14 protein-coding genes are annotated in these 12,632 nt (G+C 73.5%); 9 read left to right on the top strand and 5 right to left on the bottom strand.

From position 1 onward, the window contains the following. Positions 1-244: 244 nt before the first annotated feature. Together AB0E88_RS18145 and AB0E88_RS18140 are read right to left on the bottom strand one after the other, a co-directional pair. Entirely contained in the window at positions 245-685 is a 441-nt protein-coding gene (locus tag AB0E88_RS18145) for an ATP-binding protein (RefSeq protein WP_361631347.1), read from the bottom strand. A 336-nt stretch (positions 686-1,021) separates the two neighbouring features. Next, positions 1,022-2,011 (bottom strand): heavy metal transporter, encoded by a 990-nt coding sequence (locus tag AB0E88_RS18140; RefSeq protein WP_361631345.1) that lies wholly within the window; start codon positions 2,009-2,011, stop codon positions 1,022-1,024. Positions 2,012-2,108: 97 nt separating this feature from the next. Here AB0E88_RS18140 and dapE point away from each other — a divergent pair, with 97 nt between their 5' ends. Beyond that, the gene (gene dapE / locus AB0E88_RS18135) at positions 2,109-3,188 is read left to right on the top strand and encodes a succinyl-diaminopimelate desuccinylase (protein ID WP_361631343.1); all 1,080 of its coding nucleotides are present in this window, start codon (positions 2,109-2,111) and stop codon (positions 3,186-3,188) included. 111 nt (positions 3,189-3,299) lie between these two features. Next, positions 3,300-4,058: a TIGR00730 family Rossman fold protein gene (locus AB0E88_RS18130; protein ID WP_361631341.1), complete on the top strand. Its 759-nt coding sequence runs from the start codon at positions 3,300-3,302 to the stop codon at positions 4,056-4,058. 317 nt (positions 4,059-4,375) lie between these two features. Here AB0E88_RS18130 and folP read toward each other — a convergent pair whose 3' ends face one another. Beyond that, positions 4,376-5,236, bottom strand: coding sequence for a dihydropteroate synthase (gene folP / locus AB0E88_RS18125; protein WP_361631371.1), 861 nt, complete (start codon positions 5,234-5,236; stop codon positions 4,376-4,378). A gap of 134 nt (positions 5,237-5,370) precedes the next feature. Between folP and AB0E88_RS18120 the strand changes: the two genes are divergently transcribed. Then, positions 5,371-5,721 (top strand): DivIVA domain-containing protein, encoded by a 351-nt coding sequence (locus tag AB0E88_RS18120; RefSeq protein WP_361631369.1) that lies wholly within the window; start codon positions 5,371-5,373, stop codon positions 5,719-5,721. Continuing rightward, positions 5,718-6,302, top strand: coding sequence for a DNA-3-methyladenine glycosylase I (locus tag AB0E88_RS18115; RefSeq protein ID WP_361631339.1), 585 nt, complete (start codon positions 5,718-5,720; stop codon positions 6,300-6,302). Before AB0E88_RS18120 ends, AB0E88_RS18115 begins: the two co-directional genes overlap by 4 nt. Before the next feature lie 81 nt (positions 6,303-6,383). On the opposite strand, the gene AB0E88_RS18110 is transcribed toward AB0E88_RS18115, so the two are convergent. Next, positions 6,384-7,187 carry an enoyl-CoA hydratase-related protein gene (locus AB0E88_RS18110; protein WP_361631337.1) on the bottom strand — a complete coding sequence of 268 codons (804 nt, stop codon included), beginning with the start codon at positions 7,185-7,187 and terminating at the stop codon, positions 6,384-6,386. A 63-nt stretch (positions 7,188-7,250) separates the two neighbouring features. On the opposite strand from AB0E88_RS18110, the gene AB0E88_RS18105 reads away from it, so the two are divergent. Together AB0E88_RS18105 and AB0E88_RS18100 are read left to right on the top strand one after the other, a co-directional pair. Then, positions 7,251-7,415 (top strand): hypothetical protein, encoded by a 165-nt coding sequence (locus AB0E88_RS18105; RefSeq protein ID WP_361631335.1) that lies wholly within the window; start codon positions 7,251-7,253, stop codon positions 7,413-7,415. A 159-nt stretch (positions 7,416-7,574) separates the two neighbouring features. Further along, positions 7,575-7,742, top strand: a complete 168-nt coding sequence (locus AB0E88_RS18100; RefSeq protein WP_003966491.1) for a DUF3117 domain-containing protein — start codon at positions 7,575-7,577, stop codon at positions 7,740-7,742. A 108-nt stretch (positions 7,743-7,850) separates the two neighbouring features. On the opposite strand, the gene AB0E88_RS18095 is transcribed toward AB0E88_RS18100, so the two are convergent. After that, on the bottom strand, positions 7,851-8,525 hold the full coding sequence (locus AB0E88_RS18095; RefSeq protein ID WP_361631367.1) for an O-methyltransferase: 675 nt from the start codon (positions 8,523-8,525) through the stop codon (positions 7,851-7,853). 260 nt (positions 8,526-8,785) lie between these two features. On the opposite strand from AB0E88_RS18095, the gene sigE reads away from it, so the two are divergent. From sigE to AB0E88_RS18080, 3 genes are all read left to right on the top strand, one after another. Then, positions 8,786-9,493, top strand: coding sequence for an RNA polymerase sigma factor SigE (sigE, locus tag AB0E88_RS18090; RefSeq protein ID WP_361631333.1), 708 nt, complete (start codon positions 8,786-8,788; stop codon positions 9,491-9,493). Further along, positions 9,490-10,476, top strand: coding sequence for a zf-HC2 domain-containing protein (locus AB0E88_RS18085; protein ID WP_361631331.1), 987 nt, complete (start codon positions 9,490-9,492; stop codon positions 10,474-10,476). Before sigE ends, AB0E88_RS18085 begins: the two co-directional genes overlap by 4 nt. Before the next feature lie 212 nt (positions 10,477-10,688). Continuing rightward, positions 10,689-12,533 (top strand): trypsin-like peptidase domain-containing protein, encoded by a 1,845-nt coding sequence (locus tag AB0E88_RS18080; protein ID WP_361631329.1) that lies wholly within the window; start codon positions 10,689-10,691, stop codon positions 12,531-12,533. Positions 12,534-12,632 lie beyond the last annotated feature (99 nt).

Below are 12,632 nucleotides of genomic sequence, written 5' to 3'. Positions count from 1 at the left end.
CGCCCCCCCGCGGGCAACACCGGCTGTCCCCGGCCCCCCCTGGGGGGCGCGGGGAACTGCGCGACCAGCCACGACGCGCCCGCACTCGAACCACGTGAGCACCCGACCCTGGCACCGGCGTGCCCGACCACAGACAGGGCGGCACAAAGCGACGGGGCCCGGGAGGAACCCGGACCCCGTCGCCGTACCAGCCGTGCAAGGCCGTACCAGCCGTTCAAGCCGCGCAGCGAAGCGCCGCGGACCGTCAGCCGCCCAGCGGCAGACCGCCCACCGGCAGCGACGGCGCGCCCTTGGTGAGGGAGTCCGTCGGCAGGCCGCCCTGCGTCGCGGTCTTGGCCGTGTCGCCGAGGAGGCCGCCCGCCGAACCGGCCGCCTCGCCGGCCGCCTTCTGCGCCACCGGCGTCAGCTTCTTCACCGCGCTGCCACCGCTCTTGCCCGCGGCCGGCACCGCCTGCTGGACCGCCTTGCCGCTGGTCTCACCGGCGGCGGCGGAGGAGTGCTGCAGCGCGCTGTCGGCCTGGTTGGCGACGCTCGCCCCGTCCAGGGCCGTCAGCCCGCCCAGGTCGGGGGTCGCGGGCAGGGAGGGGGCCGCGCTGGCGGAGCCGGCCGCACCGACCCCGGCGGCCGCTCCTGCAGCGACGAGCAGCGCGGCGCGGGCGATCCGGCGGGTCAGGGGGAGGGACATGATGCTCCTTCGACGGGAGAGATCGGTGAAACGCTGAACTGTCCGTCCGGGCCCGTGAGTTGGCGATCGACTGGCGGTGATCGGCCGGGCTCGGACGCAGTGACTACCGCTCGAAGCCCGCGAAGGTTGCGGATCGCCAACGTAAAGAGTTGGCAATGCGTCGCATTATCGGCTGCGGATAAACACGGGCAAAGAGCGCCCGGTGCGAAAGTGTGCCGAATCCTTACGCCCCTGTGTTTCCAAGGGATTTCGCGTGTACGTGGGTGACGGCGCGAAAACGTGCGCACCGCATCCGCGGAACCCCCGCCGAGTAACTCCTGCGGGTGAATGGCCGCACTACTGCGCGGTGACGATCCGGACCGTACCGGTGTCCGTGCCGGCCGGCCCCGATGCGGCCGTGTCCGTGTCCGTGTCCCGGCCGCTCTCGCGCCACGCGCTGTCGGTGTTCCCGGCGCTCCACTCCCGCCCGGCGTACGTCACGCGCCGGATGTGCAGCGCGGAGGCGTTGGCCACCGCCCAGTGCGCCAGCTGCCAGCCGCGTTCGCGCACCCCGCGCCGGCCGTCACCGGCGGGCACCGGCACGCTCACCGCGTGCCCGTCGGCCTCGGCGCTCACGGACGGCGACGGGGCGGGCCGGCCCTTGGCGCCGACCTCCGCGCCGGTCTCCTGGAACGCGCCCCGCCCGAAGTCCCGCACGAGCGCGGCCCGTACCGCGTCCGGGCCGGCCGTGGCGTCCGCGCCGGGACGGCCGGTGCAGGTCAGCGTGGCCGCGGACTGCCCGGTCAGGGCCGCGGCGAGCAGTGCCGCGTCCGGCTCGTGCTTGGCGTACGCCTCCGGGTAGCCGCTGCGCTGCACGCGCTGTGCGGCCACCGTGAGCGGGAGCTCGGTGTAGTCGTGGACCTTGACCAGGTGCTCGTAGAAGATGCCCGCCGCGTACGTCGGGTCCATGATCTGCCGCTCGGTGCCCCAGCCCTGCGAGGGCCGCTGCTGGAACAGGCCGAGGGAGTCGCGGTCACCGTGGTCGAGGTTGCGCAGCCCGGACTCCTGCAGCGCGGTGGCGAGCGCGATCGTCACGGCGCGTTCGGGCAGGTCCCGGTTGGTGCCGACGGCCGCGATCGTCGCCGCGTTCACCGCCTGCTCCGGCGTGAACGTGTACGTCGCTCCGTCGTCCTTGCCCGAGACCACCTTGCAGCCCGGGGCGCCGGCGCCTCCGGTGAGGTACTGCACCACGAGGTAACCGGCGACCGCGCACAGCACCACGACGGCCGCGCCGAGACGCAGGAGACGGCTGCGACGCCTGGGAGAGGTGGGGGACGGCTCTGGCACGTCGTACAAGTTACTGGAGGGCGCCGTGGGCGTCTCCAGGGGTGCGCGACACCGAGGGAACGGCGGGCGGCCGAGAGCGCGGGATAGGGTCGGAGCCATGGCCGAAACCCCGCTTGACCTCACGCTGGACGCCGCGGCTCTCACCGCGCAGCTCGTCGACTTCCCCTCCGAGAGCGGCACGGAGAAGCCGCTCGCGGACGCGATCGAGGCCGCGCTGCGCGCCCTGCCGCACCTGACGGTGGACCGCCTCGGCAACAACGTGGTGGCGCGCACCGACCTGGGCCGCGCGGAGCGCGTGGTCCTCGCCGGCCACATCGACACCGTGCCGATCGCCGACAACGTCCCCTCCCGGCTGGACGAGGACGGCGTGCTGTGGGGCTGCGGCACCTGCGACATGAAGGCGGGCGTCGCGGTACAGCTGCGCATCGCGGCCACCGTGCCCGCGCCCAACCGCGACCTGACCTTCGTCTTCTACGACAACGAGGAGGTCGCCGCCGACCTCAACGGCCTCAAGCACGTCGCCGAGGCACGTCCCGAGTGGCTCGAGGGCGACTTCGCGGTGCTGCTGGAGCCGTCCGACGGCGAGGTCGAGGGCGGCTGCCAGGGCACCCTGCGGGTGCTGCTGAAGACCAGCGGCGAGCGCGCCCACTCCGCGCGCAGCTGGATGGGCTCCAACGCCATCCACGCGGCGGCGCCGATCCTCGCGAAGCTGGCCGCCTACGAGCCGCGCCGGCCGGTCATCGACGGTCTGGAGTACCACGAGGGCCTGAACGCGGTGGCGATCTCGGGCGGCGTCGCGGGCAACGTGATCCCCGATGCCTGTGTGGTGACGGTCAACTTCCGTTACGCGCCGGACCGCACCGGCGACGAGGCGATCGCACATGTGCGGGAGGTCTTCGCGGACTGCGGGGTCGAGGAGTTCGTGATCGACGACCACAGCGGCGGCGCCCTGCCCGGCCTGTCCCACCCGGCCGCGCGGGCCTTCATCGACGCGGTGGGCGGCTCCCCGAAGCCCAAGTTCGGCTGGACGGACGTCGCCCGCTTCAGCGCGCTGGGCGTCCCCGCGGTCAACTACGGCCCCGGCAATCCGCTCCTGGCGCACAAGCGGGACGAGCGCGTGGAGACGGCGAAGATCCTCGCCGGGGAGGAGCGCCTGCGGTCCTGGCTGACGTCATGACCCGTTCGGCCGTGTTTACGGCGCAGTGCGGCGGACATATTCACGTCCCTCAGCCGTAACCCGCGCAGATCTACGCTGAGGTGTACGGACCGCACGACGGAGGGAGCGCACATGCCGACCGGGAACCCCGAGGGGAAGAAGATCCCGCCGGACGAGAAGCGACTCGGACCGGTCCTGCGGCGACGGGACAAGGTGGAGGCCAGCACCACGGACCAGCGGCTGCTGGACGAGCGGGCCCCCTCCGACTGGGTGCACACCGACCCCTGGCGGGTGCTGCGCATCCAGTCGGAGTTCATCGAGGGCTTCGGCACGCTGGCCGAACTGCCGCCCGCGATCAGCGTCTTCGGTTCCGCCCGCACACCGGCGGGCTCGCCGGAGTACGAGGCCGGGGTACGGCTGGGACGCGCGCTGGTGGAGGCCGGCTGGGCGGTGATCACGGGCGGCGGCCCCGGCGCCATGGAGGCCGCCAACAAGGGCGCGTGCGAGGCGGGCGGCACCTCGGTGGGGCTGGGCATCGAGCTGCCCTTCGAGCAGGGGCTGAACAAGTACGTCGACATCGGGCTCAACTTCCGCTACTTCTTCGTGCGCAAGATGATGTTCGTCAAGTACGCGCAGGGCTTCGTGGTCCTGCCCGGCGGCCTCGGCACGCTGGACGAACTCTTCGAGGCGCTCACCCTGGTCCAGACCCAGAAGGTCACGCAGTTCCCGATCGTCCTGTTCGGCACGGAGTACTGGGGCGGCCTGGTCGACTGGCTGAAGAACACCCTGGTCGCCCAGGGCAAGGCGTCCGAGGCGGACCTGCTGCTGTTCCACGTCACGGACGACGTGGAGGAGGCGGTGGCCCTGGTGTCGAAGGAGGCGGGCCGGTAGGTAGGTGCCGGCCACCATCCCGTAGGCGCAGCGCTCCCCTCGCACGTGACCAGGTGCTCGGCCTCACCGAGGCTCGGGCGCCCCACTCCCGGGCACGGCGAGGTCTTCTCGATGCGGCCCGGGAGGAGTCCGGCGTGAGAGGGGAAGGCCGGTTCCCGGCGGGCAAGGCACGGGCCCCTGCTGCCGGGGCCCGGGGTGGAGCCGCATGGCGGGACCTTCTGTCCTGCCGGGCCGGGAGGGCCCATCCCGCGGGTCCCGTGGGTGAGCCTCGGTGGGCGGCGCCCGCGGCCGACCGAACCCGGCGCGACGGCGGAGCCTTACGCCAGGCCGCGCCGTGCCACCGCCGGCGGGCGCCACCCCGCGATGGACGCCACCATGTCCAGGATCTGCCGGGTCTCGGCGACCTCGTGCACCCGGTACACCTGCGCGCCCAGCCACGCCGACACCGCCGTCGTCGCCAGCGTCCCCAGCAGCCGTTCCTTCACCGGCTTGTCCAGCGTCTCGCCCACGAAGTCCTTGTTGGACAGCGACACCAGCACCGGCCACCCCGTCGCGACCATCTCGTCCAGCCGCCGTGTGGCCTCCAGGCTGTGCCGGGTGTTCTTGCCGAAGTCGTGCCCCGGGTCGATCAGGATCGACTCCCGCGGCACGCCCAGCGCGGCCGCCCGCTCGGCGAGCCCCACGGTCACGTCCAGGATGTCGGCCATGACGTCGTCGTACGCCACCCGGTGGGGCCGCGTCCGCGGCTCGACCCCGCCCGCGTGCGTGCACACCAGCCCCACGCCGTACCGCGCCGCGACCTCCGCGAGGCCCGGATCGACCCCGCCCCACGCGTCGTTCAGCAGGTCGGCCCCCGCCTCGCAGACCGCCTCGCCGACCTCCGCGCGCCAGGTGTCGACGCTGATGACCACGTCCGGGAACCGCCGGCGCACCTCGGCGACGAAGCCGACCGTCCGCCGTGCCTCCTCCTCGGCGCCGACCTCCTCGCCCGGACCCGCCTTCACCCCGCCGATGTCGATGATCGCCGCGCCCTCGGCCACCGCCTGCTCCACGCGCGCGAGAGCCGGCTCGTCGCGGAACGTCGCCCCCTGGTCGTAGAAGGAGTCCGGCGTCCGGTTCACGATCGCCATGATCACCGGCTCGTGCGCGCCGAATTCCCGCCTGCCCAGCCTGAGCATCCGCTGCGACCTCTCCTCGTACATCCTGGGTTCTTCCTGGTCTTGCGCCGCCTGTGACCCTAACTGTCAGCGTCGCATGGCACGATCGGACCCTGACACTGAAGACACCGAACGTGGGGTAGCCGGCGATGGTTATGTTCCTGTTCCTGGTCATCGCGCTCGCCGTCGTGGTCGCCGCGGTGACGCTCGCCGTGCTGGGCGGCGGCGAGGGCACCGGCCCGCTGCCGGAGGCGGCCCCCGAGCGGCTCCACGACCCGCTGCCCCCGGACCGCCCCGTCACCCGCGAGGACGTCGACAGCCTGCGCTTCCCGCTCGCCGCCCGCGGCTACCGCATGGCCGACGTGGACGACGCCCTGAACCGCGTCGCCGCCGAACTCGCCGAGCGTGACGCCCGTATCGCCGATCTGGAGTCCGCGCTGGCCGGGGCGCGGGCCGCGGCCACCCGGGTGCCGATGGACAAGCCCGAGCAGCAGGAGGAGCAGTGACCACGGCCACCGCGCTCGCCGGCCCGGACGGCGCCCTGCGCTGCCCGTGGGCCCTGTCCGCCCCGGATTACGTGCCCTACCACGACGAGGAGTGGGGCCGCCCGGTCCACGGCGACGACGCCCTCTTCGAACGCCTCGCCCTGGAGGCCTTCCAGTCCGGCCTGTCCTGGATCACCATCCTGCGCCGCCGCCCCGGTTTCCGCGCCGCCTTCGCCGGCTTCGAGATCGCCAAGGTCGCCGCCTTCGACGACGGCGACCGCGAACGGCTGCTCGCCGACGCCGGCATCATCCGCAACCGCGCCAAGATCGACGCCACGCTCGCCAACGCGCGCGTGCTCGCCGAGTGGCAGCCCGGCGAGCTGGACGACCTCATCTGGTCCCACGCCCCGGACGCGGGCGCCCGGCCGGCCCCCAGAACCCTGGCCGACGTGCCCGCGATCACCCCCGAGTCCACGGCCCTGTCCAAGGCGCTGAAGAAGCGCGGCCTGCGCTTCGTCGGCCCGACCACGGCGTACGCCCTGATGCAGGCGTGCGGGCTGGTCGACGATCACCTGGCCGACTGCGTAGCCCGCCGCCGGTGAGTCCTCGCAGGTGCTCGCCGGTCAGGCCGAAGGGGAGCGGCGCCAGGCGTCGCGGGCCCCGCCCGACCGGCGAGACGCTCCCTACCGGCCCAGGTACTTCGGCTTCTCCTTGTTGACGAACGCCTGCACCGCGATCGCGTGGTCCTCCGACTGCCCCGCACGGGTCTGCAGCTCGTCCTCCTTCTCCAGCGTCTCGGCCAGGGAGTGCGTCAGGCCGTACGCCACCGACTCCTTCAGCGCCGCGTACGCCACGGTCGGCCCCTCGGCCAGCCGCCGCGCCAGCTTCTCCGCCTCCGTGCGCAGCTCGGCCGCCGGCACCAGCCGGTTGGCGATGCCCAGCTCGTACGCCTCCTGGGCGGAGAGCGTGCGCGGGAAGAGCAGCAGGTCGGCGGCGCGGCCGGGCCCGACCACGCGCGGCAGGGTCCAGGAGACGCCGGAGTCTGCGGTGAGCGCGACGCCCGCGAAGGACGTGTTGAACGCGGCCGTCTCCGCGACGATCCGGTAGTCCGCGGTGAGCGCGAAGCCGAAGCCCGCGCCGGCCGCGACGCCGTTCACCGCGGCCACCACCGGCTTCGGGGCGCCGGCCAGGGCCCGCACGATGGGGTTGTAGTGCTCCTTCACCGTGCTCATCGTCTGCCCCGCGCCGGACTCCCGGTCGGCGGCCAGCAGCCCGATGTGCTCCTTGAGGTCCTGGCCCACGCAGAACGCCCGGTCCCCGGCCGCGGTGAGCAGGATCGCCCGTACGGCGCTGTCGCCCGCCGCGGACTCGGCCGCCTCCCGGAGGGCGACCTTGGTCGCGATGTTCAGCGCGTTCATCGCCTCCGGGCGGTTCAGCGTGATCGTCGCGAGCCCGTCGCTCACCTCGTAGAGCACGGTGTCGGCCATGGCGCATCCCTCCGGTGTCGAGGCACGGCGTACCGCTCGGTACGCCGGTGTACGAAGGACAGCATGGCGGAGATCACCGGTGGCGAACCGGGCCGGACATGTGAGGTGCGTCAAACAATTCCGCGCACGGCGCACTCGGATGCCGTCCGTGCGGTCGAGCAGTATCGCAGGCACATCGCCGAATTGAGTGGTTTTGCTCGCGCGCGTTGCCCAAGCGATGCGGACTGATGTTGGTCATCGGGTCCTGAGATGCGGGATAATGGCTTGGAAGCAATGTGTTCGATGCCGGTGACGCGTGTCCTGGGCCCTTCCGGGCGGTGGGCCCGCGCGTGCCCTTCATGGGCCGTCGGCCTTGACGATGAGCTGGTTTCAGGAAGGGGAACGAGCATGGCGGCCATGAAGCCGCGGACGGGCGACGGCCCGCTCGAGGTGACCAAGGAGGGGCGGGGCATCGTCATGCGCGTTCCGCTCGAAGGCGGCGGTCGGCTCGTCGTCGAGCTGACCCCGGACGAGGCCGACGCCCTCGGCGACGCCCTCAAGAAGGTCGTCGGCTGACGCGCAAGCGACCATATCCTTTCGGCCGCCCCGGCGCCCCAGGTGGGTGCCGGGGCGGCCGTTTGCGCAGGTGAGGGCCTATGCGTTCGCAGGTTGCGGGGCAGCGGATCAGCGCTTGACCGCGCAGAGCAGGCCGTCCCCGACCGGCAGCAGCGACGGCACCAGATCCTGGCTCTCGCGCACCGCGCGCAGCAGCTCCCGGATGCGTATGACCTCGGTCGGCTGCGGACCGGAGTCCACCGTGCGCCCGGCCGCGAAGACGCCCTCGAACACCACCAGGCCGCCCGGGCGCAGCAGGCGCAACGATTCAGCGAGGTAGTCGAGGAACTCCAGCCGGTCGCCGTCACAGAAGACGAGGTCGTAACCGGCGTCCGCGAGGCGCGGCAGGACGTCGAGGGCCGGGCCGGGGATGAAGCGCGCCCGGTTGCTGGCGAACCCGGCGGCGCGGAAGGCCTGCCGCGCGAACTGCTGGTGCTCCGGCTCGGGGTCGACGGTGGTCAGCACGCCGTCGGGACGCATGCCGTGCAGCAGATGGATCCCGGAGACGCCGCAACCGGTGCCGATCTCCGCGACCGCCTTGGCGTCCACGGTGGCGGCCAGCAACCGCAGCGCCGCGCCCGTGCCGGGCGACACCGAACGCAGCCCCGCCTCGCGGGCCCGGTCGCGGGCCCACAGCAGCGCGTCGTCCTCGGCGACAAAGGCGTCGGCGAACGCCCAGTCCGTCTGCCGGTTGCCGGTAATGACCCTCTCCTGTCCCCATGGTTGCCTCGGCGGTGACTGTATCCGTTGGGGCCGGGAACCCGCAGATGGGACCGGGCGTTTAGCAGGGTGGGAGACGCACCGGGGGGACACAGTTGGATCACGATGGGGCGCGGGGCGCCGAGCAAGTGCTGACGCAGCCGTATGAGCCGTATCAGCACAGATCAAATTCTCGTAAAACCGCTTATCCGGTCCTAACGGGCGAGGTGGCTATGGTAGGGGCTCCACTGGACACCACCAGAGCCGACAGGGGAGGTGCGGCCGCGCCTGAGGACCGGGGAGGAGTGCTGCGGCGCTTCCTCGGATCGGCGGGCAGGCCGAAATCCGTGACCGACACCGCTGACACCAGCCACGCCGCGGCGTTCGCCGCAGGCCCGGCCCAGACCGCGACCTTCTCCACCGACGCGGACGGCCAGGCGTGGACTCCGCCCACCTGGGAGGAGATCGTCAGCACGCACAGCGGGCGGGTCTACCGCCTCGCCTACCGTCTCACGGGCAACCAGCACGACGCCGAGGACCTCACCCAGGAGGTCTTCGTCCGCGTCTTCCGCTCCCTGTCGACGTACTCGCCGGGCACCTTCGAGGGCTGGCTCCACCGCATCACCACCAACCTCTTCCTGGACATGGTGCGCCGCAAGCAGCGCATCCGCTTCGACGCCCTCGGCGAGGACGCGGCCGAGCGGCTGGCCAGCAAGGAGCCCACCCCGCAGCAGGTCTTCCACGACGCCCACTTCGACGCCGACATCCAGCAGGCCCTGGACACGCTCGCGCCGGAGTTCCGCGCCGCGGTCGTCCTGTGCGACATCGAGGGACTGAGCTACGAGGAGATCGCCGCGACCCTGGGCGTCAAGCTCGGCACGGTCCGCTCGCGCATCCACCGCGGCCGCTCCCAGCTGCGCAAGGCCCTCGCCCACCGCTCGCCCGAGGCCCGGGAGCGCCGCTCCCTGATGCCCCGCGTGCCCGTGCTGGGGGGAGGGGGCGCGACCGCGTGAGTGGATCACGTCCCAATCCGGCAGAGCAGCACCTGGGAGACCGACTCTCCGCCCTGGTGGACGGCGAACTCGGTCACGAGACGCGTGAGCGCGTCCTGGCACACGTGGCGACCTGCCCGAAATGCAAGGCGGAGGTCGACGCGCAGCGCCGTCTGAAGAACGTCTTCGCGGAGGTGGCGCCGCCGCCCCCGTCCGAGAGCTTCCTGGCCCGTCTCCAGGGGCTGCCCGGGGGAGACGACCTCGACGGCGGCGTATCGCCGTTCGGCGGGGGAGGACTCGGCGGATTCACCGGGGGCTTCCCGGGCCGCTCCGCGACGCCCGGGGTTTTCGGCGTGAAGCGGGGCGGCGGCGCGCCGTTCGACTTCGACTACGCGCCGGGCCGTGGGCCGGGACACGGGCACGCCGCCGCGGTGCCGGTGCCCACCGAGCAGGGTTTCCGTATCCACCCCGTCAGCCGTGGGGAGGCCGCTCCCTCCCGGGGGCTGCGGTTCGCGTTCGTCGCGGCCGGGGCCGTGTCGCTGGCCGCGATCGCCCTGGGCGGCGTCACCACCGGCAGCCCGGCCGCCACGGACACCCGGGCCGGTTCCGGCAGCAACGTCACTCCGGCGGGCGCCCCGACCACGGGCGCGGCGACGGCCCCGGAGTCCCAGCGCCGCCGGGGCGCGACACCGCTGCTGGCGCAGAGCGGCCAGAGCACGTTCGCGGGCACCCCGGTGGCGCCCACGACGCTGTCCGCGCCCCTGCTGCCCGGCCTGTCCACTCCCGCCACCCTCCAGGACGTGGCGCGCACGCTGACCACGCCCGTCATGGCCGGTGCGGCCGCCATGTCACCGCTGATACGCCCGCTCAGCGTCACGGCGCCCATAGCGCTGACCACGCCGTCCCCGGCGCCGGCGGTGACGACTCCGGGCGTGCTGTCCCTGTCGGCCACCGGCGGCCCGGCATCCCCCTCCCCGTCGCCTTCCGCCACGTCCTCCCCCTGACGGTCTCTGCGCGGCAGGCCCGCGAACCTGGTTGAATCCAGACCAGCCGCGCCCTCGGCATGCCGTCGGGCGCGGGGTTCGACCATCCGCGGCCGCCGCCGACGAGCCGGGCCGCGGCCACCCGTGGGGAGAGCATGAACGAGGGGAAGCCCACGCAGGGTCCGTCCGGGCAGGGTCCGTCCGACGAACGGAACACCCGGCCCGAAGCGGCCATGACCGCAGGCGCGCAGGACGACGGGTCCCAGGATCCCGGCACCGACTTCGCCCTGGCCCGGCCGCACGCCGAGCGGACCGGCGGCGACGAGGGACCGGCCGACGGCCGGCGTCCGGCGTCCGCCGACGGGGACTACGAGCTGAGCGAGCCGGTCGCCGCGGGCTCCGGCGCGGTGCCGGAGGCCGCCGCCCCGGCCGGGCGGCCCACGCCCCTGCACGACCCCGACCCCTACAGCACCCCGCCCTACGGCGAACCCGGCCCGTGGGCACCGGCACCGCCGGTCCAGCACCCGGCGGCACCGGCGGCGACCCCCGCACACGGCACGTCGACCGCACCGGCACCGCACCCCACGGCGGCGCATCCCACGTCAGCGCCCCAGGCCCCCGCACCGCACCCCACGGCGCCGCATCCCATGGCACCGCCGCCGGCCCCGGCAGCGCCCCCCACCGTGCCGCCGCACGGTGTCGTTCCGAACGCCCCGGCGTCCCCGGTGGCTCCGGCGTCCACGCCGGGGCCGGCTCCCGTCCCCGCCGGGCCCGAGGGCGCCCCCGTCTCCGAGGGCGTGGCCCCCGGCGCCCCCGCCCCCCACGACGCCGCGCCCCCGGCCGACCCGTGGCACCGTTACGACCCGTGGGCCGCGGCCGGTGCGTCCCCGCAGGCCGCGCCCGGCGTGCACGCGCCCCTGCAACAGACCGGTGCCGCGGTCGACACCGAGCAGCAGCGGCGTCGTAAGCGGCGCCGGGCGGCCGTGGCCTTCGTGCTCGCTGTCGCGACGGTCTCCGGCGGCGTCGGTGGGCTCGTCGGCGCGTACCTGGAGCGCAACGGAGGCGTCGGGACGACCGTCGAGCTGCCGCAGGCCGGGGAGGAGCCCGCCGGCCGCGCCCCGGACAGCGTCGCCGGGATCGCCGCCCGCGCGCTGCCGAGCGTGGTCACCCTGCACGTCACCGGCAGCGAGGAGCAGGGCACCGGCACCGGCTTCGTGCTGGACACCCGAGGGCACATCCTCACCAACAACCACGTCGTGCAGCCGGCCGGCACCGGCGGTGAGATAACCGTCGTGTTCAACGGCGGACAGACCGCCAAGGCCAAGGTGGTCGGCCGGGACAGCGGCTACGACCTCGCCGTTGTGCAGGTCAGCGGCGTTAACGGGCTGAAGCCCATGCCTCTCGGCAACTCCGACAACGTGCGCGTCGGCGACCCCGTCGTCGCCATCGGCGCGCCCTTCGACCTGGCGGGCACCGTGACCTCCGGGATCATCAGCGCCAAGGAGCGGCCGATCACCGCCGGAGGGGAGAAGGGCGACGGGAGCGACGTGTCGTACGTCGACGCGCTGCAGACCGACGCGCCGATCAACCCGGGCAACTCCGGCGGTCCGCTCCTGGACTCCCGCGGCCGGGTCGTCGGCATCAACTCCGCCATCCGTTCCGCGGACAGCGCCGGCGACGCCGAGGGCGGCGGACAGGCCGGATCCATCGGCCTCGGCTTCGCCATCCCGATCAACCAGGGACGGCGCGTCGCCGAGGAACTGATCAACACCGGCCACGCCACGCACCCGGTCATCGGCATCACCCTCGACATGGACTACACCGGCGACGGTGCCCGGGTCGGGGCGCAGGGCGACGGCGGCGGGCCCTCGGTCACCCCGGGCGGTCCCGGCGCCAAGGCCGGGATCAGGCCCGGCGACGTGATCACCGCGGTCGACGGGCAGATCGTCCACTCCGGCGAGGAGCTGATCGTCAAGACCCGCGCGCACCGCCCCGGCGACCGTCTCGAGCTGACGGTCGAGCGAAGGGGACATGAAGAGAAGGTTTCGCTGGTCCTGGGCTCGGCCGGCGGTGACTGAGGCCCGGCCGGGCGACTGATGTAAACCTCACCCCGGGACGGTACCGGTCGGACAGGTCGGACAGGTACCGTGGACCCGGCCGAGGACATCGCGAGGAGC

The organism is Streptomyces sp. NPDC028635, assembly GCF_040637635.1.
Classification (GTDB): domain Bacteria; phylum Actinomycetota; class Actinomycetes; order Streptomycetales; family Streptomycetaceae; genus Streptomyces.
This window is presented reverse-complemented; position numbering and strand designations above follow the sequence as displayed.

Coding starts and splice junctions, on each gene's coding strand:
- AB0E88_RS18145 (WP_361631347.1), bottom strand. CDS start 685: ATGTCCCTCCCCCTGACCCGCCGGATCGCCCGCGCCGCGCTGCTCGTC.
- dapE (WP_361631343.1), top strand. CDS start 2,109: ATGGCCGAAACCCCGCTTGACCTCACGCTGGACGCCGCGGCTCTCACC.
- AB0E88_RS18130 (WP_361631341.1), top strand. CDS start 3,300: ATGCCGACCGGGAACCCCGAGGGGAAGAAGATCCCGCCGGACGAGAAG.
- folP (WP_361631371.1), bottom strand. CDS start 5,236: ATGCTCAGGCTGGGCAGGCGGGAATTCGGCGCGCACGAGCCGGTGATC.
- AB0E88_RS18120 (WP_361631369.1), top strand. CDS start 5,371: ATGTTCCTGTTCCTGGTCATCGCGCTCGCCGTCGTGGTCGCCGCGGTG.
- AB0E88_RS18110 (WP_361631337.1), bottom strand. CDS start 7,187: ATGGCCGACACCGTGCTCTACGAGGTGAGCGACGGGCTCGCGACGATC.
- AB0E88_RS18105 (WP_361631335.1), top strand. CDS start 7,251: ATGGCGGAGATCACCGGTGGCGAACCGGGCCGGACATGTGAGGTGCGT.
- AB0E88_RS18100 (WP_003966491.1), top strand. CDS start 7,575: ATGGCGGCCATGAAGCCGCGGACGGGCGACGGCCCGCTCGAGGTGACC.
- AB0E88_RS18080 (WP_361631329.1), top strand. CDS start 10,689: ATGACCGCAGGCGCGCAGGACGACGGGTCCCAGGATCCCGGCACCGAC.